This window comes from Acinetobacter sp. 1207_04, from assembly GCF_052850415.1.
On record NZ_VXCQ01000001.1, the window covers coordinates 1 to 26,693 of the forward strand.

Annotated in this window: 21 protein-coding genes; 10 read left to right on the forward strand and 11 right to left on the reverse strand. The window is 37.3% G+C overall.

Annotation, left to right across the window (positions count from 1 at the left end):
• The first annotated feature begins 587 nt into the window (after positions 1 to 587).
• The 4 genes from FW754_RS00005 (at position 588) to FW754_RS00020 (ending at position 7,115) form a co-directional block, all read left to right on the forward strand.
• Entirely contained in the window at positions 588 to 1,931 is a 1,344-nt protein-coding gene (locus FW754_RS00005; RefSeq protein ID WP_409512283.1) for an aromatic acid/H+ symport family MFS transporter, read from the forward strand.
• Positions 1,932 to 2,077: 146 nt separating this feature from the next.
• A complete protein-coding gene (locus tag FW754_RS00010; protein WP_446323525.1) occupies positions 2,078 to 3,301 on the forward strand; it encodes an MFS transporter in 1,224 nt (407 codons plus the stop codon).
• Positions 3,302 to 3,697: 396 nt separating this feature from the next.
• Positions 3,698 to 6,112 (forward strand): YgiQ family radical SAM protein, encoded by a 2,415-nt coding sequence (locus FW754_RS00015; protein WP_446323526.1) that lies wholly within the window; start codon positions 3,698 to 3,700, stop codon positions 6,110 to 6,112.
• 463 nt (positions 6,113 to 6,575) lie between these two features.
• Positions 6,576 to 7,115 carry a DUF2726 domain-containing protein gene (locus FW754_RS00020; protein ID WP_446323527.1) on the forward strand — a complete coding sequence of 180 codons (540 nt, stop codon included), beginning with the start codon at positions 6,576 to 6,578 and terminating at the stop codon, positions 7,113 to 7,115.
• 46 nt (positions 7,116 to 7,161) lie between these two features.
• Here FW754_RS00020 and FW754_RS00025 read toward each other — a convergent pair whose 3' ends face one another.
• From FW754_RS00025 to mdtD, 8 genes are all read right to left on the reverse strand, one after another.
• Entirely contained in the window at positions 7,162 to 7,518 is a 357-nt protein-coding gene (locus FW754_RS00025) for a RidA family protein (RefSeq protein WP_446323528.1), read from the reverse strand.
• A 40-nt stretch (positions 7,519 to 7,558) separates the two neighbouring features.
• Positions 7,559 to 7,810 (reverse strand): hypothetical protein, encoded by a 252-nt coding sequence (locus FW754_RS00030; RefSeq protein ID WP_446323689.1) that lies wholly within the window; start codon positions 7,808 to 7,810, stop codon positions 7,559 to 7,561.
• A 105-nt stretch (positions 7,811 to 7,915) separates the two neighbouring features.
• Positions 7,916 to 9,346, reverse strand: coding sequence for a cell envelope integrity protein CreD (gene creD, locus FW754_RS00035; protein WP_446323529.1), 1,431 nt, complete (start codon positions 9,344 to 9,346; stop codon positions 7,916 to 7,918).
• A 147-nt stretch (positions 9,347 to 9,493) separates the two neighbouring features.
• Entirely contained in the window at positions 9,494 to 10,975 is a 1,482-nt protein-coding gene (creC, locus tag FW754_RS00040; RefSeq protein ID WP_446323530.1) for a two-component system sensor histidine kinase CreC, read from the reverse strand.
• A 3-nt stretch (positions 10,976 to 10,978) separates the two neighbouring features.
• Positions 10,979 to 11,695: a two-component system response regulator CreB gene (gene creB, locus FW754_RS00045; RefSeq protein WP_446323531.1), complete on the reverse strand. Its 717-nt coding sequence runs from the start codon at positions 11,693 to 11,695 to the stop codon at positions 10,979 to 10,981.
• Positions 11,696 to 12,152: 457 nt separating this feature from the next.
• Positions 12,153 to 13,211 (reverse strand): DNA polymerase IV, encoded by a 1,059-nt coding sequence (gene dinB / locus FW754_RS00050; protein ID WP_419345737.1) that lies wholly within the window; start codon positions 13,209 to 13,211, stop codon positions 12,153 to 12,155.
• Between the two features lie 179 nt (positions 13,212 to 13,390).
• The gene (locus FW754_RS00055) at positions 13,391 to 14,083 is read right to left on the reverse strand and encodes a glycoside hydrolase family 25 protein (protein WP_419345880.1); all 693 of its coding nucleotides are present in this window, start codon (positions 14,081 to 14,083) and stop codon (positions 13,391 to 13,393) included.
• A gap of 182 nt (positions 14,084 to 14,265) precedes the next feature.
• Positions 14,266 to 15,657: a multidrug transporter subunit MdtD gene (gene mdtD / locus FW754_RS00060; protein WP_409512293.1), complete on the reverse strand. Its 1,392-nt coding sequence runs from the start codon at positions 15,655 to 15,657 to the stop codon at positions 14,266 to 14,268.
• Between the two features lie 251 nt (positions 15,658 to 15,908).
• Here mdtD and FW754_RS00065 point away from each other — a divergent pair, with 251 nt between their 5' ends.
• Positions 15,909 to 16,883: a hypothetical protein gene (locus tag FW754_RS00065; protein ID WP_409512294.1), complete on the forward strand. Its 975-nt coding sequence runs from the start codon at positions 15,909 to 15,911 to the stop codon at positions 16,881 to 16,883.
• A 282-nt stretch (positions 16,884 to 17,165) separates the two neighbouring features.
• On the opposite strand, the gene FW754_RS00070 is transcribed toward FW754_RS00065, so the two are convergent.
• The gene (locus tag FW754_RS00070) at positions 17,166 to 17,789 is read right to left on the reverse strand and encodes an LOG family protein (protein ID WP_409512295.1); all 624 of its coding nucleotides are present in this window, start codon (positions 17,787 to 17,789) and stop codon (positions 17,166 to 17,168) included.
• 340 nt (positions 17,790 to 18,129) lie between these two features.
• On the opposite strand from FW754_RS00070, the gene FW754_RS00075 reads away from it, so the two are divergent.
• Complete coding sequence (locus tag FW754_RS00075; RefSeq protein ID WP_446323532.1) at positions 18,130 to 19,707, forward strand: TerC family protein; 1,578 nt, start codon at positions 18,130 to 18,132, stop codon at positions 19,705 to 19,707.
• Between the two features lie 221 nt (positions 19,708 to 19,928).
• Here FW754_RS00075 and FW754_RS00080 read toward each other — a convergent pair whose 3' ends face one another.
• Both FW754_RS00080 and FW754_RS00085 read right to left on the reverse strand, forming a co-directional pair.
• Positions 19,929 to 20,402, reverse strand: coding sequence for a hypothetical protein (locus FW754_RS00080; RefSeq protein ID WP_409512297.1), 474 nt, complete (start codon positions 20,400 to 20,402; stop codon positions 19,929 to 19,931).
• A 10-nt stretch (positions 20,403 to 20,412) separates the two neighbouring features.
• Positions 20,413 to 21,462, reverse strand: coding sequence for a linear amide C-N hydrolase (locus FW754_RS00085; protein WP_446323533.1), 1,050 nt, complete (start codon positions 21,460 to 21,462; stop codon positions 20,413 to 20,415).
• Positions 21,463 to 21,793: 331 nt separating this feature from the next.
• Between FW754_RS00085 and FW754_RS00090 the strand changes: the two genes are divergently transcribed.
• The 4 genes from FW754_RS00090 (at position 21,794) to acs (ending at position 26,640) form a co-directional block, all read left to right on the forward strand.
• On the forward strand, positions 21,794 to 22,273 hold the full coding sequence (locus FW754_RS00090) for a YchJ family protein (RefSeq protein ID WP_409512299.1): 480 nt from the start codon (positions 21,794 to 21,796) through the stop codon (positions 22,271 to 22,273).
• A gap of 61 nt (positions 22,274 to 22,334) precedes the next feature.
• A complete protein-coding gene (locus FW754_RS00095) occupies positions 22,335 to 22,979 on the forward strand; it encodes a trimeric intracellular cation channel family protein (protein WP_409512300.1) in 645 nt (214 codons plus the stop codon).
• A gap of 143 nt (positions 22,980 to 23,122) precedes the next feature.
• A complete protein-coding gene (gene niaP, locus FW754_RS00100) occupies positions 23,123 to 24,442 on the forward strand; it encodes a niacin transporter NiaP (protein ID WP_419345743.1) in 1,320 nt (439 codons plus the stop codon).
• 254 nt (positions 24,443 to 24,696) lie between these two features.
• Positions 24,697 to 26,640 carry an acetate--CoA ligase gene (gene acs, locus FW754_RS00105; protein ID WP_446323534.1) on the forward strand — a complete coding sequence of 648 codons (1,944 nt, stop codon included), beginning with the start codon at positions 24,697 to 24,699 and terminating at the stop codon, positions 26,638 to 26,640.
• The last annotated feature ends 53 nt before the right edge of the window (positions 26,641 to 26,693 follow it).

Genomic DNA, 26,693 nt, shown 5'->3' on the forward strand with positions numbered 1-26,693 from the left:
AAGACAGAGGGTGTTTTTTATTGTCAGGAGGAAAATTGAAAAATAGACGAAATTTAAGAAAATAATAGGTGAAAAGTCGATAAATATTTATAAAAAAATCACCATTTTCAAATAAGAATGAATTATTAAGGGCGTGTAATGAATCTAAAATAAACACAAGGGCATCATGGAAAAATTTATCATTCATAAAAATGATTTTAGCACTGAAATTACGACCCTTTTTGGTCAATAAGCAGAACTGAATTATCAACGAATTAGATTGTATAGATCACCTTGAATGAAGAGCATGATGTTTGCGCGATTGCATTACCAAAAAATGATTTTGTAAATTTCATTTCATAAAGTATTAAAAATAATCACTTAAGAAAAATTAAATAAACTGTATTGTTTAATTTACATAAAGTGTGAATTTTGTCGCAAAAATAAATGAACAATAAGACTAATGTGCTATTCCTATAGTGGTATAAATTATGTGAATATAGTCTCAATTGCTTTGATGAGCGACGTTGGTTTTATTCTAAAAATTATATTGAAACTAATGATTTGGAAGAGCGTTTTTTGAAATATAGTTTCACAGGAATTGAATGATGACGGATAAAGCAGTCAACGTTAATCATATTATTGATCACGCAAAATTTAGACCATTTCACTTTAATGTTTTGGTGTGGTGTTTATTGATTATTTTATTTGATGGTTACGACTTAGCCATCAATGGTGTAGTGTTGCCACTTTTGATGGCTGAGTGGGGTTTGACAGCAATGCAGGCAGGTATGCTTGCAAGTACAGCTTTAGCAGGTATGATGTTTGGTGCGATGATTTTTGGTTCGCTCGCAGATAAAATTGGTCGTAAGAAAGTCATTATGATCTGTATTGTGCTATTCAGTGGTTTAACATTTGCAGGTGGTTTTGCATCTAATCCAACAGAATTTGCCATTTTACGTTTTCTTGCAGGTTTAGGTATTGGTGGTGTAATGCCGAACCTTGTAGCCTTAACCTCAGAGTATGCACCAATTCGTATGCGTAGTACGCTTGTAACAGGTATGTTCAGTGGTTATGCCGTAGGTGGTGTGATGGCTGCTTTACTTGGCTCATGGTTCACCCCAGATTTTGGTTGGCAAATCATGTTCTTTATTGCAGGTATTCCGTTATTTTTATTGCCAGTAATTTGGAAGTTTTTACCTGAATCTTTAACTTTTATTGTTCAACAAGATCGTCAAGCAGAAGCACGAAAAATCGTAAGTCGTTTAGAACCAACCATCACAGTAAAAGAAACAACGACATTTGAATTAGATAAAGTCGATGTTCCTGAGTCTGCAAGTGTAATGAGTTTGTTCCGTCGTGGTCGTGCGATGAATACAGTATTGTTTTGGATAGCTTTCTTCACTTGTTTACTCACGATGTATGCATTAAGCAGTTGGTTGCCAAAACTAATGATGGCAGCGGGTTATTCAATGGATAACAGCTTAATGTTTATGATGGTGATGAACATTGGTGCTGTGATTGGTATTATTGGTGGCGGAATTTTAGCGGATCGTTTCCATTTAAAACCTGTTTTAATGTGTCTTGGTATAATTGGCGCAGTAGTCATGAGTTTAATGGGCTTTCAGTCGAATGAATTCCTACTCTATATTTTAGTCTTCTTGGCAGGTGCAGCATCAATTGGCTCGCAAATGTTGCTGTATAGCTATGTTGCACAGTTTTATCCATTGGCGGTACGTTCGACAGGGATTGGTTGGTCATCTGCGATTGGTCGTATGGGGGCGATTATTGGTCCAATTTTAATTGGTGGTTTGTTAGGTATGAATTTACCTGCACATTTCAATTTTATGGCGGTTGGCTTACCTGTGTTAATTACCGCAATTGCAGTTTCGTTAATTATGAATAGCAATGAATCTGAAAAAATCGGTTCAGGTGTGACAGCAAAAGCTTAATAATTTAAGATAATGAAAAACCCTCACATTGTTGAGGGTTTTTTTATGGGTAAATATAAATTGAAATGGGTGAATAGGGTCGTTTAGGTTTTAATTTTTGCATCATCATAAACAAGCGTATACTGAGTTAGACATGAGGAGTGATTATGTCTAAAACGTCCACATCCACTAATTATATTGAGTATGGTACTCGTCCCTTTCTTGCTATTCTCTTTTCGCTATTTTTAGCAGGTTTTGCTGTTTTTTCATCATTATATTGCGTGCAACCGATGATGCCATTTTTAGCAAAATTCTTTCAGGTGACACCCACACATAGCAGCTTTCCACTTTCATTTTCGACCATTGCACTCGCTTTAGGACTGTTATTTGCAGGCTTAATTTCAGATCGTTTTGGTCGTAAAAAGATTATGGTCATCTCCTTATTTTCGACCTCTATTTTATTATTAATTAGTTCAATTTTGCCCTATTGGGAAATATTTCTTGCGACTCGCATGATGGTTGGACTTGCTGTCAGTGGTGTGGCATCTGTTGCGATGACATATATAGGGGAAGAAATTGCGCAAAAAGATGTTGGATTTGCCATGGGTTTATATATTTCAGGGACAGCCATTGGGGGAATGGGAGGGAGATTGATCGCAGGTGTATTACTCGATTATATCTCTTGGCAGACAGCGACTAGCATTATTGGTGCACTTAATTTATTAATTGCCATTACGTTTTATATGGCATTGCCTGCATCGAAACATTTTAAAGCTTATCCAATTAATTTGAATCGCTTTATAGAGTCTTTTAAAAAGAATTTGGCAGATGTCAGACTTCGACTACTTTTTGCTGAAGGCTTTATTTTGATGGGCTGCTTCGTGACCGTGTTTAACTATATGAGTTATCACTTGCTTGAAAAGCCTTTTGAGCTTTCACAGATGTGGATTGGTCTAATTTCAATTGCATATTTATCGGGAATTTATAGTTCACCTCGTGCAGCAAGTTGGAGTCATAAATTCGGGAGAGATAACGTCCTCATTGCAATGTTGAGCATGATGATCTTCGGTCTCTGGATTATGCTCATTCCTACTTTATGGGCTATTTTAGCGGGATTACTTATTTTTACTTTTTCATTTTTTGCAGCACATTCAACGTCAAGTAGTTGGGTGTCGGTACAATCCTTGCAATATCGTGCAGTAGGTTCATCACTTTACTTATTTTGTTATTACTTAGGCTCAAGTTTCTTGGGGAGCAGTGGTGGATTGGTTTGGGAGCAAGGAGGTTGGTTTGGTTTAACTATAGCCATTACACTTGTTCTGATCATTGGGGTATTCATTGCATTTAAATTGAAGCAGATCCAAATTCAGGAAAAATTGAAGATGAATTGAAATGATTTTTTCTTAGTTGCTAATATTTTGCTGAATAAATTGAATGCTACTTCGTTTGAATTGTTCAAGATCTTCGGCTTGCCCCTTTTATTTTTATACTCAACCTTAGAATGAAATGCCGCGAAAAAATTGACATAGTTGACATGTAAACTCCTTTTTAAGTTGATTTTAGATAGAGTATTTCATAATCAACTGATTTAGCATATTTATTTGAGTTTCCATTCATCATATTTATTTATTCAATTAAATGGATCGGTGTTTATATGATGTTTGACACTCATAAAGTAAAAATGTTTGTTTTTTAATCAAGCAACATGAGCAGAATTCATGGTAAAATGATCGGCTTTCATCTTAGATCATCTCCCGATCGCCAACTGCCAATCGAGATTACTCATCATGTCTACTGCTTATACTGCTCAAACTGCGCCTACAGCGTTGTTTGATTACGACAAATATTGGGCTTCGTGCTTTGAGCCTGCCCCATTTTTGCCGATGTCACGTGAGGAAATGGATCAACTTGGTTGGGACAGTTGTGATTTTATTTTGGTCTGTGGCGATGCTTACATCGATCATGCATCTTTTTGTTCAGGCATTATTGGGCGTGTTTTAGAAGCACAAGGTTTTCGTGTTGGTATTATCGCACAGCCTGATTGGACGTCTGCCGAAGCATTTAAAGTATTGGGTAAGCCTAATCTCGCTTGGGGCGTAACCGCAGGGAACATGGATTCGATGATCAACCGTTATACGGCTGACCGTAAAATCCGCTCGGATGATGCCTATTCTCCTGATAACGTTCCAAATAAACGTCCTGACCGTGCAGCGACTGTGTACTGTCAGCGTGTCCGTGAAGCTTATCCTGATGTTCCTGTATTATTGGGTGGGATTGAAGCATCACTGCGCCGTATTGCTCATTATGATTATTGGTCAGACAAAGTCCGCCGCTCGGTGTTGATGGATTCGAAAGCCGATTTACTCATGTACGGCAATGGCGAGCGTTCAATTACTGAAGTCATGCACCGTTTGGCGCGTGGTGAAAAAATTACAGACATTACGGATGTTCGTGGTACGGCATTTATTGTCAATAAACATAATCGTGCCTCTAAATCTAAGTTTGTTGAAATTGCATCGAATGATGTTGATGCAATTGGTCGTGTTGATCCAATCATCAACCCTTATGTGATGACAGAAGATTTAGATGGCTGTGAGATTGAGAAAGATAAAGGTAACTCTTTAACTCAATATCAAAATTTCCAAAAAGAACTTGTTGCTAATCCAATTATTCGTGAAGGCGATCATTTGGATGCAGATACACAGATTGTTCAATTACAACCTGTATCTAAAGCCATTAAGCATAAATTACCACCCCGTGAATTAGCGGTCATTCGCTTACCTGCATTTGAAGAAGTTGCAGAAGATCCTGTTTTATATGCGCATGCTAACCGTATTTTGCATTTGGAAACCAATCCCGGCAATGCCCGTGCCATGGTACAAAAGCATGGTGAACGTGATGTGTGGTTGAATGCACCACCAATTCCATTAACCACCGAAGAAATGGATTATGTGTTTGATTTGCCTTATGCGCGTCTGCCACATCCATCTTATGGTGAAGCACGTTTCCCTGCATTTGACATGATTAAATTCTCTGTGAATATCATGCGTGGTTGTTTTGGTGGTTGTACTTTCTGTTCAATCACAGAGCATGAGGGTCGTATTATTCAGAATCGTTCTGAAGAATCGATTTTACGTGAAGTTGAAAAAATTCGTGATACAGCTCCTGGCTTTACAGGCATTATCTCTGATTTAGGTGGTCCAACAGCAAACATGTATCGTTTGCAGTGTAAAGATCCTGAGATTGAAAAGAACTGTCGTAAGCCATCATGTGTATTCCCAGGTGTATGCCAAAACTTACATACCGATCATGCACCGCTGACTCAGTTGTATCGTAAAGCACGTGCTATTAAAGGCGTGAAAAAAATTCTGATTGGTTCAGGTCTACGTTATGACCTTGCAGTTTTGAACCCCGAATATGTGAAAGAATTGGTGACGCATCATGTGGGTGGTTATTTAAAAATTGCCCCTGAACATACTGAAAAAGGTCCATTGAACAAGATGATGAAACCGGGCATAGGCACCTATGACCGTTTCAAACAGATGTTCGAGCGTTTCAGTAAGGAAGCAGGCAAAGAACAGTATTTAATTCCGTACTTTATCGCAGCGCATCCTGGTACAACTGACTATGACATGATGAACCTTGCTATTTGGTTGAAGAAGAATGATTTCCGTGCCGATCAGGTACAGACCTTCTATCCATCGCCAATGGCAACAGCGACAACTATGTATTACACAGGTAAAAACCCACTCGCAAAAGTGGCACGTTATACTGAAAATGTCGATATTGTAAAAGGTGACAAACGTCGTCGTTTGCATAAAGCATTCTTGCGTTACCATGATTCAAATAACTGGCCGTTGCTCCGTGAAGCCTTGAAAGAAATGGGTCGTCAGGATTTGATTGGTAATTCGAAGCATCATTTGATTCCGACCTATCAGCCTGCGGGTTCGGCAGAGGGTAATTACCAATCTGCGCGTAAGAAAAACTCTACGGTAGATGGTGATTCGCAAAAACGTAATGGTGAGCAAGGCAATCGTACTAAGGCATCACAAGGTCAGTCACGCCCTTCAAATACCAAAAAACGTCCTGAGCGTGGTCAAATTTTAACGCAACATACAGGTTTGCCTCCACGTGAAACAGGGGACAGTAAAAAGCCATTTGGTGGGTCTAAGCCTAAAAATAAAGGTAAAGCTAAGGCATAAAGTATTTTAAATATACGACTTTATTTTTGAATAAATTAAAGGATGCTTCGGCATCCTTTTTTAATGTTGAGAACAAGTGCCGAAAATAAGAATAAAATTTTGAATAGGTAATTTAAAATAAACGGTTCTATATTAATAATTTTATCGGAAATATTTGTACTTTATAGAAAATACCGCTATAAATATATAGTTGTTGTATTTTCATAAAAATGTCATATTACGTGAATAAAATATAGTTTAGTTCAAATTATAATTGTATAAATGATCGTTGATTCATGAATACCATTTAGATTTTAAAAATTGTCTCGCAACGAATTGTTAATGTTTGAGATAATCGTGTAATGATTCATATTGTTTTTTTACAAAACTAAGCTATAGCAATAATCAGTTATATAATAGAACTTAGAACCAAGAAGAATCGGTCATAAGCCGAATATTATAAAAAATGAAAGGATAATAAATCATGGATTTGATCGTTATCGTAAGCCTTATCATACTGAGTCTATTCAGTGTTATTTTTTTCAATAACTTGAAAAATGACAAAAAAAATGACAGTGCATTACGTCGTAGAGCTGTTTTTAATTCAATTGAGATGATGACATTTACCCGCTTAAAAGAAGTGCTTCCTGAAGCAAATGTATTGGCTCATGTTTCATTTGATGCTTTGTTGACTACTAAATATTTACACACTCGCCGTAAATATCAAAAGATGTTTGCAGACTTCGTGGTGCTTGATAAAAATTGTAAAGTGATTGCAATAGTGGCTTTAGATGACATCCATGCGTTGAAGCGCATGAAACAACAGGCACATCAAGATGCTTTACTGGAATCGGCAGGGTATCGAATGGTTCGCTATAACGGTGCTCCGGAATATCAGCAATTACGTGAAGACTTTCTGATGGAGTTTACAGGGATGCATCAGCCTGAACAGGAGTATACGATGAGTATGGGGAAGTCTGATCTGTATTTAACTACAGTAAATCGTATTCGTATTTTTGGTTAAACAAAATGCATGGTCTAAACCATGCATTTTTATTTGACTCTATATTTTATTCAGGTTTAACAGCAACAACTGTCATTTCTACAAGAACATCAGGATGATACATTTTCGCTTCTACACACGCACGTGGCAGTGCTTCAATATCTGATACCCAAGCATCCCAAATTTCATTAAATGCATCGTAATCTTTATCAATATCTTTTAAATAAATGGTCACAGACATGATATGGCTTTTATCGGTACCTGCATCTGCAAGAAACTGATCAATAATATCGAGTGTCTGCTGTGTTTGTCCTTTAATATCTAAGCTGAAATCACTAGCCAATTGTCCTGCTAAATGAACTAAATTGCCTGAAATTGCAATTTCAGAAAAGCGTTTTGCAACGTGCAGACGTTGTACAGTCATGGTCATTCTCAAATTTTCTCTTAGCTTAAAGTTTACGTGATCATGAGCCATCTGCACATCTGATTTTCAGATTTTGTGCCGTGTGTTGCTTGTTGGTAAGTGTATCGATTCGAATCAACATTTTGTATTTAAAAATAATCAGGCAGTTTTGTTTTGGGCAAATTACGAGATTTCCCAAATTGAGAAATTGAATTTTAGCTGAACGTAATTGATTTAAGCAAAATGCAATCGAACATTCCAGGGGGCAGAGTTGTTGAATTTGTGTTGTGTTGTGTTTTGCTGTTTTGGATATTTTTTCTGTGTAGAAATATTCATTTTTAGACCTATGGATCAAAATCATTTTATTTTAAAGATACTTAAAAAGTGGATGGTAGTGTGCCATCCACTCAAGGGTGAATTATTGTGGTGGAGTGTAAATTTTTAATTCACGTTCAGTCCGCCCATTCAATTGATACCAATCGATATTTCGGGTAATGAACATCACAATGCTCAGGATAATGAAAGCGATCACCGAACCCATCAAGAATGTTTTTCCTGATGATTGCAATAACATATACATGATGCCGTACAGGATACTGAGAATAACGCCAAATAAGGCAGCAGCTTTGAAGCCTTTCATGACAAAGAATAAATACCATGTCATCAGGCTGATACAGGCAATAGCAGCCACCATGTATGCCCATGCAAAAGCATAATATTCACTGATTGCGAGTAAAAGGACAAAGAAAATGCCTTGCGCCATTGCCACTAATGCGTATTGAATTGGGTGAATGCGTAAACTTTTCAGTACTTCAAATAGGAAGAAACAGCCAAAGGTAATGAGGATAATCACAATACCGTATTTAATGGCACGGTCAGTTTGAGTATAGACATTGACGGATTCTAAAAATTCGGTAGAAAGCCCGATTTTTACATGAGTATTTTCAGCAGTATAATTCTCTTCATTGTCTGAGTATTGCGATGATTTCAATGGATTTAAGCAATTTTGATTATTTCCATTATTGGCAGTACAGTTTGCTAAAACATTAAGATTTTGTTGCCCAAGTGCAATATTTTTCCACTGTGCAGAGAATTGTTTTTCAGCACTATCCTTTTTATAAGGTAGGCTTTGACCATCATATTTAGCATCTGCCCAATTGCCTTTTGCAGCGTAGGTAATCACATTACTAGTGGGAATAAGGGTAAATTTATTCAGTCCTGCGGTATTTATCTGCAGTTTAAATTGAAAACCATTTTGAATGGCATTGAGTAGTTCAGGTCGTTGTTTTACGCCAATTCGCATAAAATTTAGTCCTGAATTGGTAGTATCTTGTGGGGTAATTTCAAACTGATAATTTTGATTTAAAATATTGATCGTTGGATTCTGATTTAAACTGCGTGGATCAGACACGGGCAATACAATTTCCGCTTGATTCCATTGATAAGGGTGTTGTTCTAAAAGTGGTTTTTGAAAACTACCTTGTGCTGTGAGAAGTGCTTGATAGCTGATTGCTCGGTAAATAGTACGCTTATATTGGTTATCAGAGACATCAAATTGTGATGTCCAGTGCGTTTGATCTGCGCCAATCAGTGTCCAATGAGTTTCGATACACTTATAGGGTTCTTTTTTCTCATTTTGACAGATTCTATTTTCTTGATAAGGTACACGAATATACGGTGAAACAATGCTTTGAGGGCGGATATGGTTCTGAGCAATATCTTGTAAGAAGTCTTGTTGATATCGTTGTCGCTCTGAAACCAAGTTTGAAATGAAATTGAGCCCGACCCAAAATATTGCCATTAAAATAATAATAGCAATGATTTTGAGGGTTAAAAAATTTGATCGCATCGCAGTTCCTTGTTGTTCTTTCGGTGAGGAGAGTTTGCGAGTGCTATATGTGTTTTATTTGAGTGTAAATTGATTTCAATGTGAAGTTTAGGTGAAGTACGTCAGATGCCATACCCAAATTTTTTGGAGGGTTCATGACAACATTCATTACAACGGCAATTCAATACTGACTAAGACGCCTGATGTATGGGGTATTAATTTAGTAATGTGATTGGATTGAATATTTTCAATTTTAATTTGTCCATGATGTTGTTCAATCACTTGCTTAACGATGCTCAGACCAATGCCTGAACTGCGTTGTTGATTGCTGGGACGGGGTAAAGAAAAATAAGTATCAAAGATTTGAGGTAATGCATAATTAGGAATTGAAGCACTTTCGTTGAACAGGCTAATTTGAATTTTTTTATTATCTAAATGAATGAGTTTAAAAAAAATTTTATCTGTAGATGGGGTAAAGTCCAAAGCATTATCAAGGACATTGGCAAGGGTTTGCTGAATCCAAAAACGATCGGCACTAATCATACAATTGGGTTCAATATCGAGTAAGCATTGTATCTGCTGTTGCTGAATCTGACTCGCATGTTGATCTAAAACTTGTTGAATTAGCTCAGATAAGTTGAAATATTGTGGTTCAATTTGATGCTGAGATTTTTCAAGTCGTGTCAATAATAACATACGATCAATTAAGGTTTTTAATCGGTGGCTTTGCTCATGTATATGGGTTGCAAATTGTTGCTGATCTTCTAAGGGGAGGTCTTCTTTGAGCAACTCAGCACTTGCTTGAATCGCCGTGAGTGGGCTTTTTAATTCATGGGTTAGTGTATTGACATAATGTTCGACATAAGCACGATCTTCAAGTTTTTCCCGCATATTTTCAACGGCTTGAGCTACTTGATTGAGTTCTTTAGCAGAACGGAAATAGGGAGTTTGATTAACGGGTGCAAGTGCCTGTGCATATTTACGAACGCGATCAATACTATGTTTGAGCCAATAGGCAACTAAACTTGCCAAAAACAGGCTAATCAAACCAATCCAACCCGCCTGACGTAGCAATTGATCTTCCGCACGTTGAATATAGGGTTGTACTGAAATATTCGGTTTACCAATACTAACCACGCCAATTAGTTGGGCTTTTCCATTCACCTGATAAAAAATGGGTGCTGCAATAAACATAGTACTGCTATAAGCACCACTGTCATTACCTTTAAGGTCATAACTTCGAGTTGAACGCACACCATATTTGCCCTGTAAAGTTAGATAAACATCATTCCATTTTGAATAATCTTGCCCTGTGGCAATACCTTGAGAATCGTAAATCACTTTGCCTTTGGCATCGGTAATATAAATTTGTTGATTGATCTCATTTTTATTGTGTTGCCAAATATTGGCATTAAGTTTGCGATTGAGCGCATTTTGAATTTTTTGATCGAATTGCGCTGTATCGACTCTGCCATCATGAACATCTTCAGCCACTAACATGGCGATAATATTGGCATTTTCTGCAAGGGTATCTTCTACCACTTGGCGGACATTGGGTTTGACTTGCTGATTAAAGGTATATGACATAAAGCATAAACCGAGCAAAATAATTAACCCGAAGAAAAACCAAATACGGATAAAAATAGACATGCTTTAGCTCATCCGCTTCAAGCTATAGCCAAAACCACGATGCGTTTCAATGGGTTCATGTTCAGGTGAGATCTGTTTGAGTTTATTACGAATACTTTTAATATGGGTATCGACTGTGCGCTCTAAACTATGCTCAGGATGTTCCCATACATGATCCATCAATTGTTGGCGGCTAAAAACCTGTTCGGGGTGCTGGATAAGTAATTTTAGTAAACGATATTCATAACGGGTGAGTTGTAAGGCAATGGCATAGTAATGAATTTGCAAGGTTTCATCCTGACATTGCCAAATATTAGAAGGCTGTTGTGACGAAATGGATTGCTGTTTTTCAGCAAGAAGTTGTTGTTGAATTTCCATTCTACGCCAAATGGCTTTGATGCGAGATACAATTTCTCTTGAGCTAAAAGGCTTTGCACAATAATCATCTGCGCCAATTTCAAGCCCAACAATACGATCTATTTCATCATCTCGAGCAGTTAAAAAGAGCAAAGGTGTATGATTAAAGGTTCGGATTTTTTTACAGACTTCGAATCCGCTTAAATCAGGTAAGCCAACATCTAGAATAATAAAATCAAAGTGGTTTTGCTCAATTTGTTGAATAGCAGACATGCCTGTATTTGCCCAAGTCACCAGCCAATCTTCGAGTTCAAGTGCATAACGTAGAGGCATAATAATGGCAGCATCATCTTCTACACATAAGATTTGTTTTTTATTATTCATAGGCTTAAAACATAAGTGACAACAATTTCAGTGTACTGAAAATGAAGCAGAATGGCGATGTGATTTAGGTGAAGTTTAAGTGAACTTTATAATAGATGATATTTTTAATATTTGAAATTGAGTATTTGAAGTGCAAAAAATCGATAAGAATAGAATTTTGAGGGTTTTTCCCCATGTGAAATTCTGAGCGCCCTGTAATATTCGGATTTGATCGTCACGCCAATCACAGGACAATATATCGTAAGTATTGATGACTTCGATATCTCGGCAACAACATGGGTAATGTATTGCGGGGAACAGAGTACGCTATTTTTTGATCATTGGGGATAAATATTTAGTCGAATATTGATGTGTTGTTTAATAATTCATCAAAAATGATAGTCTGTATGAATCATTAGTATAAAGATAACAAATATTTTTGTGATTCAGACCCAATAAAAAGTTGAGCTTCAACTTTTTATTGCCATAAAGATAACTGAGATTCTTCTTGCTGTTCAGAGAGTTGGTAAAGTCCAACACCAATTAAACGGAATTGAAAATGTTCAGGAATATTCATTTCTTTCAGTAAAATCTGAATCACTTGAATCATTTCTTGCTGTGAGTTAAGAGGCTGTTTAAAACTTTTACTGTGTTGTAAAACCTGAAAATTTTTAAGTTTTAATTTGACAGTAACGCCTCGTGCTTGCATTTGACGTTTTCCTAAACTGATCCAAACTCGTTCAATCAAATTGCCCCAATAGGACTGACATTGGTGAATATTCAAATCATCATCAAAGGTAGTTTCTTTAGAAATTTGTTGACGTTGGCGTTCAGCTTGCACAGGACGATCATCAATACCTTGCGCATATAAAAATAGTTGTTTGCCATACTTTCCAAAATGATGAATCAGAAAATTTTCATCGACTCGCTGTAAATCACCAAGCGTTTCTAAATTGAGACTTTTTAATTTTTCTTGCGTGACTTTACCTACACCAGGAATTTTTTTCAGTGCTAAATGTTGAATAAAATGCTGAACCTGATTCGGTTTAATAATGCAGATACCATTTGGTTTATGCCAATCTGAGGCAATTTTGGCGAGAAATTTATTTGGTGCAACACCTGCCGAAGCAGTCAGTCCTGTCGTTTGAAAAATATCAGCACGAATGCATTCTGCAACTTCTGTCGCACTTGGAATATTTTTTAAATTTTCGGTGACATCCAAATAAGCTTCATCGAGTGAAAGAGGTTCAATTAGTCCCGTATAATTTTGAAAAATCTGATGAATTTTTACAGAAACATCACGGTATTTTTCAAAATTAGGTTCAATCACAATGACTTGAGGACAGCGTTTTTTGGCTTGTGACATCGACATTGCCGAACGTAGACCAAACTCACGGGCAGGGTAGGATGCTGCCGCAATCACTGCACGTGGGTGATGTGAAGAAATCACCACAGGCAAATGTTTCAGTTCAGGTCGGTCAAGGAGTTCAACGGATGCATAGAATGCGTCCATATCAATATGAATGATTTTTCTCATACATATGTCTTCATGCTGAGGTGATATGAGTAGGTAAAATCAATTTTAACCTGAATAGATTGATTTAGATGCATCATCAAGAGAATAAACGACAGCTTGTGTCGGCAAAATAAACTAAAGATTTGTTTTTCGGCATGCTCAATGAGCACATTTTTTATACAGAAATTTTTCACGCCTTTTTACTGTTGAATGATTTGGCTTTTCTTTAGAAATTGTTGCCATGCTTGGGCATCAGCATAAAACACATTTAAATCGACAGGTTTTTCAATGCCTGAAATTTTACCCTGATTGTTGTGTTGCCAAAATGTCCATTTACGACCATCTTTCAGATTAGGCTGTTCTTTATATTCACGAATCCAAATGGGGGTATTTTTAAATTCTCCCAAAAGAACAATGTTATAAAAAGCTTTTGAAGTATAAAAAATTGGTTGTTTATCATAGTGTGAGCGCAATTGGTCATGCATGATTTGAATTTGTTTGAGCAATTGTTCTTTGGTGTGTGTATTGATGCAATTGCTGTCATATTCCAAGTCCATTACAGGCGGGAGGGCATCAGGTTTATTTGGGACAGTTGCAATGAAATTCTGTGCTTGAATTGCACCATCACGGCAAAGCCTAAAAAAATGATATGCCCCGACATGTAAACCTTGTTCACGTGCTTTTAGCCAATAATTTTGAAAGTGATCATCTTGATAATCTCCACCCTCAGTCGCTTTTAAATATACAAACTGATATTGCTGTGGAGAAATTTTTTTCCAATTGATCTCACCTTGATGATGTGACACATCAAAGCCTTTAATGGTATAGGGCTCTGCAGTAGCTTGTTTATTATAGATAATCAATGTAATTATCAAGGCAAAGGCACTCAACATTACCAAAGTAAATAAGATGAACTTACTATTGAGCTGATGAAATTTATATTTTTTACTTTTTGCCATGATGATTTAAAGCATAATTTTAAAAATAAAGAAAAGATCTACGACTCATAGTTTAGCGTGAACGACATTTCAAAACTATCTTTTACTGCATGCTTAAGCGCATAGTGACTATTTACCTAGATTTGTTGGTCTTTTGGAAGTTGATAAAAGATCCAAGCTGTAATGATATTAATTGAACCTAAAATCATCAGCGTTGTATGAAAGGCTTGTGTAATGTGTGCTTGTCCAAAATGTGCCGTAAAGATATTTAGTAAAGTTCCTGCAAACGCAATCCCGATACTCATGGATAACATCATAATCATTGACAAGAAACTATTACCGCTACTCGCATCTTGTTGTGGCAGATCTTTGAGCGTTAAGGTATTCATGCTGACAAACTGTAGTGAATTGAGTACGCCAAAAATAAAGAAATGTAGGGCGCGAAGCCAAAAAGGTGTATCTGCCGTGGTTAAGGCAAAGCTTGCAATACAAGCACCGACCAAGATTGTATTAAGGAGTAAAAAACGACGATAACCTACCCGCTGAATGATTGGACGAATAATTGGTTTAGAAAAAAGAGATCCTAAGACGACAGGGGTCATCATGATTCCGGTCATCAAAGGTTCCATGTGGAACGCAACTTGAAGCATAAGCGGTACAATAAAGGGAATAGCATTGGCACCAAAACGTGCAAATAAATTACCGACAATACCAATGGCGTAAATTCTATTTTTAAACAACTTACTTTGAAACAAAGCATTGGTATGATGATGGGCATGCCAAGCATAGAGAAAAGCTGCAATAAATCCTGAAATAAATAGTCCGATGCTTAATGTACCAGACACTTCATGACTTGCCATATTTTCAATACCAAGCGCCATGCCTGCCATCGCAATCATCAATAAAATAAAGCCACTCAAATCAAACTTTTTCACATTCGATTCGGTGCGGTTTGGCATGATTTTAAAAGCCATAAACATGCCGAGTAGCCCCATGGGTAAATTGATCAGAAAGATCCAATGCCAAGACATATATTCAACTAACCATCCTCCTAAAATAGGTCCAGTTAATGGACCCAATAATCCTGCTAAGCTCATGATGCTCATCGCAGAGAGAAATTGTTCTCGTGGAATCAGTCGAAGCATAGCAAGACGCCCAACAGGCATGAGTAAAGCACCACCAATGCCTTGAATGACACGAAAGCTGATTAGTGAATAAAAACTATGAGACAGTGCACAACCGAGTGAGGCGAAAGTAAAAATAACGATAGCAGCAAAAAAAGTATTTCGAATGCCAAAACGATCTGCCAACCAACCGCTTAAAGGAATACACACAGCGACAGATAAAACATAACTGATAATCAAACCATGCATACGTAAGGGATCTTCATTGAGATCCTTTGCGATAGTTGGCAGTGCCGTATTAATAATGGTGGTGTCCAAACCTTGCATAAAAAAACCGATAGATACAAGGAACACCAACAGTAAAAATTGAGGCTGTAATTTTTGATGTACAGGAGCATCCGTCATATATTTTCGTTTGGACAAGATCGTTATATATAGGCTATTGAGTGTAAAACAAAATGTGTTCACACGCTGTTGCAAAAGCTTATAGATACCATGTAATTCAAAGGATATTGATCATATGTTGTGGAACAGTTTTTATAATGCGCTATACAATAGTGAAAACTAAAGGTTTAAAAAATTGCAAAATTGGCATAATCTCGGACACTTTCTCAAAATGAAAGACTATTTTATGGCATTCAACAAGGTGAAAAATCATGGGCATTGAACTGTTGATGATCGTCGGCTTTTGCTTAGCTGCGTATTCAATTGTCGGAAATGACGTTCCTCAAACACTAGGGACATTTATTTCATCCAATGCACACCGACCTTGGTGGGTGTTATGGATATATACGAGTACTATTTTAGCTGTTGTATTGATGTATGGTTGGTGGACATCGGGTGTAGGTGATGCATCTTATGGACGTTTAGACACTATTCCATTTCCAAAAGAGGGTATGACATGGCTGTATATTGTACCGCCTGTATTACTCCTGTTTTTAACTCGTTTTGGGATTCCTGTCAGTACCACGTTCCTTGTACTTACAATTTTTTCTCCAAGCAGTTTAAGTTCAATGCTCACCAAGTCAATGCTCGGTTACGCAGTAGCTTTTGTTGCGGCAATTTTAATTTATCGTTTTGTCATTAAAAAAGTCACGTTGTATTTTTCACAAACCCGCGATGAACCTGCTTCTAAGACATGGATGGCGATTCAATGGGTATCGACAGGTTTTTTGTGGAGTCAGTGGCTGATTCAAGATTTGGCGAATATCTTTGTTTATGTGCCTCGTGTTGTGCCATTTTGGTTTATGTTGTTTGCGATTACCGTGTTTGTAGTTTTATTAGGTATCGTTTTTTATCAACGTGGCGGTGCAATTCAGAATATTATTGATACCAAAACAGGGGTGCAAGATGTGCGCTCTGCAACGATTATCGATTTCATTTATGCATTAATTTTACTTGTCTTTAAAGAAATGAGTAATATTCCAATGAGTACGACTTGGGTATTCTTAGGTTTACTCGCAGGTCGTGAATTTGCCATGTCTATGCATTTGGTCGAAGTCAATAAACACCGTACTTCACGTAATGTAAGTAAAGATGCACTCAAACTTTTGATTGGTTTATTGATGAGTATTTTACTCGCAACCACATTGCCATGGTTATATCATTGGATTGAATCTTTACGTCATTAATATGTGATTTTAGGTTTGCAGTCTTAAACATCTTATTTGAGATCGACACAATAAAAACCATTATATGAAAGTAATGTTCGTCAATTCATAATTTTTAAATCATTTCCAACCCTCCTTTGAAAAAGGAGGGAGATTTTTATGATCTAAATCTTATTAAATTTCAGGTAGTTCCTCTCTTTTTAAAGAGAGGAAAGGGAAGATTTAAATATCTATCAAATAAATTTTCTTCCTGACTAGCGTGAGCCACATAAAAAGACGGTTTTTTATTGAAAAGTTTAATAATTAAACTACAAATTTTTCAGGATTATTCAAATTTTTAATGGCGTTAAAAATTTGGTCAGAATGGTTGCATACAATTAATTTTGCACGGTGCTGTGGCGGTAAAAAACCTTCAGCAACAGCATGATCAAGTTGGGCAATCATATGATCATAAAACCCATTCACATTGTAGAGCATCATTGGTTTTTGGTGCTGATTGAGTTGGGCCCAAGTCGCTATTTCCAAAATCTCTTCAAAAGTACCAAAACCACCTGGGAGGGCAACAAAGGCATTGGCACGTTCTGCCATCATGGCTTTACGCTCATGCATATTTTGAACAATATGTAATTCAGTCAATGTATTATGCGCAATTTCATAATCGAGCATAAATTCAGGGATCACACCAACCACTTCACCACCGTACTCAATCACGGTGTCGGCCACTTGTCCCATTAACCCAATACTTGCACCACCATAGACAATACCAAAGTTTTGTTCGGCAATACCACGTGCTAAATGAATGGCTTTTTCACGATAAATAGGATGGTTACCCGCACGAGAACCGCAGTACAGTGCAATGAGAGGTTGAGTGGTTTTATGGGAAGAATTTAACGCATTATGTGTCATATTTTTTAATACACTGTTCATCAATTTTTATTTCATCTTAACTTAGCATGTTCTACATAGCGTAGTCTGTATTTAAAGACATAAATATGACAAAGCCATTTTAGCGTGATATTCAGAGATTTTTTGCACATGCAACATGAGTGAAGAATGCAGTTGAAAAAAATAAACAGATGAAGTTTTCCCGATATTTGCCTATAATGAATACTAATTTTCACAACAAATGAATCATCATGAGTAGTGGTTGTCGTCGCTCAATAAAGACACAGTCTTCATACATAATAAATTCTCAGTCTAAACTGAAGAAAATCTTACATTTCTTAAATTCAACTAAGCCAAGTACTGACATGCAGGGGCACAATCAATGATATTGGAATGGATGTCTGATCCTTCTGCATGGGTTGGTCTTGCGACATTGGTTGTCCTTGAAATTGTTTTGGGTGTCGATAATTTAGTCTTTATTGCAATTTTGGCAGAAAAACTGCCACCTGAACAACGTGATAAAGCCCGGATTATTGGTTTACTACTCGCACTCTGTATGCGAATGGTGTTGCTTGCATCCATTGCATGGGTGATTACACTTACCGAACCACTATTCCATGTGCTTGATCACGCCTTCTCGGGACGTGATTTGATCTTGCTCTTTGGCGGTGTATTCCTGTTGTTTAAAGGAACGATGGAGCTACACGAGCGTCTAGAGGGTGTACAAGCAGTGAAAGACGAAAATCCTGTTCACGCTGTATTTTGGATGGTTATTGTCCAAATTGTGGTACTTGATGCTGTATTTTCTTTAGACAGTGTGATTACAGCAGTTGGTATGGTCAAAGAATTGTCCGTAATGATGATTGCTGTAGTGATTGCTGTTGGCATTATGCTGTGGGCATCTAAAGCCCTAATGAATTTTGTCAATAACCATCCGACAGTGGTGATTTTATGCCTTGGTTTCCTGATGATGATCGGTTTCTCTCTGATTATTGAAGGCTTTGGTTATCACATTCCAAAAGGTTACTTGTACGCAGCGATTGGCTTCTCAGTATTGGTTGAGTTTATGAACCAAGTCATGCGTAAAAACCAAGAAAAAATGGTGACAACTACAGATTTACGTTTCCGTACTGCTTCTGCGGTTTTGAAAATGTTGGGAGGGAAAAACTCAGACAATCAAAATGGTAAAAATGAAGATGTGATTGCAACACAGGCACTTGCCGATGAAATATTTGATGATGAAAATGGCGCATATCACAGTGTCATGGTTCAAGGTGTATTGGGCTTATCTGAACGTCCTGTCAAATCGGTGATGACTCCACGACCTGAACTCGAATGGATTGATTTAGATGATGATCATGTTTCTGTAAAAGAGCGTTTAATGTCGATGACACATTCTCGTTTAATTGTGGCACATGGTGAATTGGACAATATTGCAGGGATTGTACTTACCCATAAAGTCTTAAATGATTATATTGAAACGGGTATTTTAGATTTTCAAAAACACTTACGTGAACCTGTAATTGTGCATGAAAATGCCCAAGTTCTTATGGTCATGGAACAACTTCGCCAAGCTCCACTTCAAATGGCGATTGTCCTCAATGAATATGGTTCAATTGAAGGAATTGCAACGCCAATCGATGTTCTTGAAGCGATTGCAGGTGAGTTTCCTGATGAAGATGAACTTGATGCTGCGGCTGAAAGTCTAGCTGATGGTTCCTTGATTTTAGAGGGTTCAACCGATATTCGTCATGTATCTTTATTACTTGGTCGTGACTTAGTTGATGAGTCAGAACAATATTCGACATTATCTGGTTATATTTTACATCATTTAGGTCGTTTGCCTGAAAATGGTCAGAAACTTCATGCAGATGGATATGAGTTTGAAGTAGTAACCATGGATGGTCATAAAATTGAGAAAGTGCATATTGTGGCATTGAAGCAGTCTGATGATGAGTAAGTAATTTTCAAATAAAAAGCCAATCAGAAGATTGGCTTTTTATTTTTAGTATGTAACTGATTTAAATATGAGTAACTCTCAATCACTAGTGGACTTATTCGATCAAATGACCTCTTAAATTTAGGTAGTGTAGGGAAATCTAACTTTTAAATATTCGGATAAAAACGATTGAATTTATAAATAACATTTCTATAATTCGCTAAAAATTCATTAAATTTATGTTATTTATAGTATTTCGTAAAGTCTTCAAATACAGGTGCTTTAACATTATCTTTCACAATATAACGTTTAATAACACCTTGATCTGTATATATTTTCATAAATACATTTTGAGATCCTTGAAATTCAGTCATCATATTGATAGGAACTATAATACTATTACGTGAACGATTAGCTTTAAATATAAAATCAATTTCAGTGGGTCCAATTACATTAAATGATAGATTTTTTATATCATTACTAAATACAACTTTTTCAATATTATATTTTTTATATACACTACTTAAGCTCAAATTTACCTTTAAAATATCTTTATGAGTTTCGTTCCATACGACTGTAACAATTGGACAAATCTCATTTGTCTCACAAATTAATAAACCTCTTGTGCCTAAGTTTGGATTAGTATCGTTAGGATTTGAAGTACAGCCTGTAATCATCAATATAATAAAAGGAATGTAGAAAAAATTCTTTATCATGTTCAATATCCTACTGAATACCTAAAAATAGAAATGGTTGAGTAATCTTAAAATAAGAATTGGCTTTGCCTGCATATGTTTTCGCTTGATCTGGGCCCAATTCAAGCTTTTTAGTTTGACCATCTTTAAAGTTAATTTCTTTTAAGTCCACCCAAAAAATATTTGGCGATACAGCAGATTCAAAAAAATATAAACCTTTTTTATGATCAATTACGCTACGCCAGCGAGTAGACGATATATTTGGTTCTTCTTCAGTATTAAGCCCAAAGGGAACGGATGTATTGCGAATTACACTAAATACACTCGCTAATGAGTGTTTAGGTGTCGCATTTTTAGGAATTGCATTAATATAAAATGATGCTCTAGCAAAACGATCTGCTGCTCGGTTAGTACCAGGCAACATGGTTGTCCCACCTATTTGTTTCCAATATGTATTTAAAGCAAGTTGCTGATCAAATGTTGGAGAGTTTGTCATTACTTGATATTTTTTATCATGATGAATCGTTTGCTTACCAGCAATATATTCAATAATAGCACTATCACCTGTAGAATCAGAAATAGACAAATGCAACGTTGCTAAACGCTTTTCACCAGGAACTTGATCAGTCACAATCATGAAAGGTTCTTTTTCTAAAGCCTGAATTGCTTCATTTACAGTTGCATAATTATCTAATACATACTGTGCCCAAAGCGAGATACTCAGCGGTGGTTTCTTATTTTTCTGAACATCGGGATATTCAGATTCAACTAACCAAAGTAAGTTTGCTACTAAACCTTTTTCGTTCACCCCATCTGTGGTGGAAATATCGTAACCAGTGGCAATAACACTGCCATATTTTGATGTCCACTGAATAGACTTAGGTCCAGCCATGCCAGTTCGTTTGACATTACTTGGTAGAATCCAAAGATTAGTTCCTACATCGCTTTTCCAGTCCATAGAGCGTGCTGTTATTACATCATTATCTCCTAGATAAACAACACGTGTACATGCTATTGCAACCTCAGCGATAACGAGGATACCAACTGCCAACAACAATTTTTTTGTTAGGGTACTATACATGCTTAACTCCTTTCAGAAGTTTTTAGGCTTATTTAAGAAAGTTTAATATTTGAACAATACTGTAATACGGTACTCTAAGTATGTAAATCTATTATATTAATTTTAATACTAAATTTTTTGTGGTTTTAGATATGGTCTTGGTCAAAATGCTAGATAGAAAGTCTTTCTTTTCGCATGTTGAATATAAAATTTTTTATGTGATGTTGGAGTGTAAGTCTTCGTCAAAGTGGCTAGGTTTTCATCAATAAAAATAACAAAACTTCAATAGGTATCTGCTATTTATAATCCAGATTATTTATAATTCGTTTGGTTATTTATACGGTTTTTGTTTATGTCAAATCTCTCTTGTCCATGCGGTTCAGTACTATATAGCCAATGCTGTCAGCCTTTACATATAGGAAAGACAAAAGCACAAAGTGCCGAACAATTGATGCGTTCACGTTACAGTGCATTTGCAAAATATGAAATTGATTATATTGTAAAAACCACTGCACTTGGACAACAGCAAGCTTTAGATGTCAAAGCTATTGCAGATTGGAGTAAAGCCAATCAATGGTTAAAACTCGAAATTGTAAAAGCCCAAGAAAAATTGGATAAAAATCATGCTCAAGTGGAGTTTAAAGCCCACTATGTCGACCAAAATAGTCATACTCAACAGGTGGAAATACACCATGAAATTTCACACTTTGTACGCCATGAAAATGAATGGTATTTCCTTGATCCGACTACAGATCAGCAAATCACAATGAAACAACCCTGTATTTGTGGTTCGGGTAAAAAATTTAAGCAATGTTGCGCACAATTTTTGTAACTTTTCATTCAATTTGACTTAAACTAGCGCGCATCTTTTACCCATCAGCGGATGAAGGGCAATGTTACTCACCGTTATTTACATTATTGCAATTACGACGGAAGCCATGACCGGCGCGTTGTCAGCAGGACGACGCAGTATGGATTGGTTTGGCGTCATTTTAATTGCCTGTGTGACCGCACTCGGTGGCGGATCAGTTCGAGATGTTTTACTTGGACATTATCCACTGACTTGGGTTAAACATCCTGAATACCTTGTTTTAACCTGTTTTGCAGCGTTCGTCACTATCATTATTGCCAAATGGATGAAGCACTTACATTCAATTTTCTTATTGTTGGATGCAATGGGGCTAATCGCCTTTACCATTATTGGCTGCCAAGTGGCATTACAAATGGGGCACGGCTTTGTGGTTTGTGCCGTTGCAGGCGTACTAACAGGCGTGTCGGGTGGTATTTTACGAGATATCTTGTGTAATGATGTCCCATTGGTCTTCCGCCGTGAGTTATATGCATCTATTTCATTTGTTGCGGTGATCTTCTATTGGTTTTGTATCGACATGGGTGCATCACTTGAACTTACGGTTATTTCGACCTTAGTTTTTGGTTTTTCATTACGTTGCATCGCCATTTATTTTGGTTTAGAAATGCCGAAATTTATTTATAAAGAAGATGATGAACAATCGGCATCTTCCAAAGATGAAAGCTAATATCTACGCTATACTGCGTCAATGAAAATAGAGAATGGTTAAGTTGAGCTTAACCATTTTCAATAATAAGCGATAAAAATAACCCTGTTGAAAAAACAGCATCTCCTTTTTTCGCCTCTACAGGCGCATACAGAGTAGTTATTATGGATCTAGTATCACGGGTACAACGCTTACCGATTGGCAAATTTCACTATACCTTATTGTGGGTGATTGGACTTGGTTGGATGTTCGATGCCATGGATACAGGTCTGATTTCATTCATTTTGGCAAGAATGGCCGAAGAATGGCAAATGACACCGACTGAAAAAGGTTGGGTGGTGTCCATTGGTTTTGTCGGAATGGCGATTGGTGCAGTGTTCTCAGGTGGACTTGCTGATCGAATTGGACGAAAAACCGTTTTTGCCATTACTTTAGTGACCTATAGTATTGCAACGGCACTTTGTGCTTTTGCACCAAATTTAACGTGGCTTTTGGTATTCCGTTTTATCGTCGGTTTGGGGTTAGGTGGGCAACTTCCTGTCGCTGTAACTTTGGTAAGTGAATACATTCCTGCACATGTTCGTGGGCGGTTTATTGTTTTACTTGAAAGTTTTTGGGGCTTGGGTTGGCTCGTTGCAGCACTGATTTCTTATTTCGTCATTCCAAGTTATGGATGGCACATTGCCTTTTTAATTGGTGGCTTACCTGCGCTTTATGTCTTTATGATTTTGAAAAAAGTGCCTGAATCTGTGCCATATCTCATTAATCGTGGACGTATAGAAGAAGCACATGCTTTGGTGCAAAGGCTAGAACGTGAATGTGGTGTAGAAGTGATTGAAACCATTGAAGTGAAGCCTGTTGCCGAAAAACAGACTGTGTCATTTTCACAGCTTTGGTCAAATCCTTTTGCTAAACGTACGCTAATGTTATGGCTCATTTGGTTCGGTATTGTGTATTCATATTATGGAATTTTCACATGGTTGCCGAGCTTATTGGTTAAAGAGGGCTATACCATTGTGCAGTCATTTGAATATGTTTTGGGTATGATTTTGGCACAACTTCCGGGTTATATCGTTGCCGCATGGTTGGTTGAAAAACTTGGACGTAAAGCAACTTTGGCAGGATTTATTGGTATGTGTGCTGTTTCAGCTTATTTCTTTGGACAGGCAGATTCTGTACAAATGATTATGCTGTGGGGCTGTTTGATGTCATTCTTTAACTTGGGTGCATGGGGCGTTTTATATACCTATACCCCTGAACAGTACCCAACCAATATTCGTGCCTTTGGTTCAGGTTGGGCTTCAGCCGTCGGGCGTGTTGGTGGCATTGTTGCGCCGCTTGTGGTAACCCATATGATGGTATCGGCAAATGGTTTTAGTAATGTCTTTATGATGTTTACCATTGTTCTATTGGCTGTTGCTGCCGTAATTTTAATTTTGGGTGAGGAAACCAAAGGTAAAACCTTAGAAGAGATTGGCTTATAAAAATTGATTGTTCAATATCGAAAATAAAATAAAAATCAAATAGAAAAATAAAAACAGTGTATGACCTCAAAGGCTTCACATCATTTCAGATTATATGGTACAAAATATAATCAAGATGTGAATCCGAGGTCTACGACCAAAGCACAATTGTTCGCCACTTTGCAGTATCGTAATACTTGAGTAATAGTTTAAAAAATAATCAATAAACTCAGTAAGTCTCTCGTGAGGAGAGCAATAAGACAAGGAAGATTACAATGAAAGAACTCTATCCTGTACCCGATGCATTTGCGAAAACAGCTCGAACCAATGAGCAGCAATATTTTGAGCGTTATCAAGACTCTATTTCTAATCTTGATGATTTTTGGGCAGAGGCAGCCAAAAAATTAGATTGGATCAAGCCTTTTACCAAAGTAAATGGCTCAAGTTATGACCCAAATAATTTCAAAATTGAATGGTTTGCCGATGGGCAATTGAATGTCAGTGAAAATTGCCTTGATCGTCATTTAAAAGAACATCCCTTAAAACCTGCAATTATTTGGGAAGGAGATCATCCATCTCGGCATAAAATTATTTCATTTGTTGAACTACACGATGAGGTTTGCCGTTTTGCCAATGTACTGAAGAAACAAGGTGTTGGCAAAGGTGATCGTGTGATTTTGTATATGCCGATGATTCCTGAAGCTGCGATTGCTATGCTTGCATGTACTCGTATTGGAGCGGTGCACTGCGTAGTATTTGGTGGTTTTTCACCTGATTCCTTGGCAAGTCGTATTGAAGACAGTCAGGCAAAATTGGTCATTACTGCCGATCAAGGCATGCGTGGTGGAAAAACTATTCCCCTGAAAGAAAATGTCGATGCAGCCTTACAGATTGCAGGGACAGAATCGGTTCAAAAGATGATAGTTGTGCATCGAACAGGTCATCCGATTACGATGAAAGAAGATCGTGATTTGTGGTATCACATGGAAATTATGACCGTGACGGATATTTGTCCTGCTGAACCAATCAATGCCGAAGATCCACTCTTTATTTTGTATACATCAGGCTCAACAGGAAAGCCGAAAGGAGTGTTGCATACGACAGGTGGCTATCTGACTTATGTGAATACAACATTTCGCGAAATTTTCGATATTAAACAAAATGATGTTTTTTGGTGTACCGCAGATGTGGGGTGGATTACAGGGCATTCGTATGTGCTGTATGGACCCTTGTCCAATGGTACGACCACCGTGATGTCAGAAGGAATTCCACAATACCCAACGTGGGCTCGTACAGGGCATATTGTCGACAAACACAATATCAGCATTCTCTATACAGCACCGACTGCCATTCGCGCGATGATGCGTGAGGGTGATGCATTTGTTCGTGAAAGTGATCGTAGTAGCTTACGTTTATTGGGTTCAGTCGGTGAGCCGATCAATCCTGAAGCATGGAATTGGTACTATACCGTTGTTGGTGAAAGCCGTTGTCCAATTGTCGATACATGGTGGCAAACGGAAACAGGCGGTATTCTCATTTCACCTTTACCAGGAGCAACTGCGCTGAAACCAGGTTCAGCAACACGTCCATTTTTTGGTATTCAACCTGCAATAGTTGATGCTGAAGGTCATGAAATAGAAGGTGCAGCTGAAGGTAATTTGATTATAAAAGCTTCATGGCCAGGTCAGATGCGTACCATTTGGGGTGATCCTGAACGTTTTATAGAAGCCTATTTTTCAACTTATCCTGGAAATTATTTTACAGGTGATGGTGCTCGCCGTGATGCTGATGGCTATTATTGGATTACAGGGCGTGTTGATGATGTGCTCAATGTTTCAGGTCATCGTTTAGGCACAGCAGAAATTGAAAGTGCTTTAGTAGCGCATGAAAAAGTTGCTGAGTCTGCTGTAGTTGGTATGCCTCATGACATAAAAGGGCAAGGTGTTGCAGCTTATGTAACCTTGCAAGCAGGTGAGCCTGAAACTGAGGAGCTGCGGAAAGAATTAGTTAATTGGGTACGTAAAGTATTAGGACCTGTGGCAACACCTGATGCGATATTTTGGGCACCCGCTTTGCCAAAAACTCGTTCAGGTAAAATTATGCGCCGTATTTTACGTAAAATTGTAGCCAATGAATTGGACAGCTTAGGCGATACGTCAACATTAGCTGATCCAAGTGTGGTCGATCAGTTGATTAAAGAAGTGCAGGCGAATAGTTGATTTTGAAAAGTATCTTTTTTATATCATTCGATTTTGAATAAAGTTAATTCACA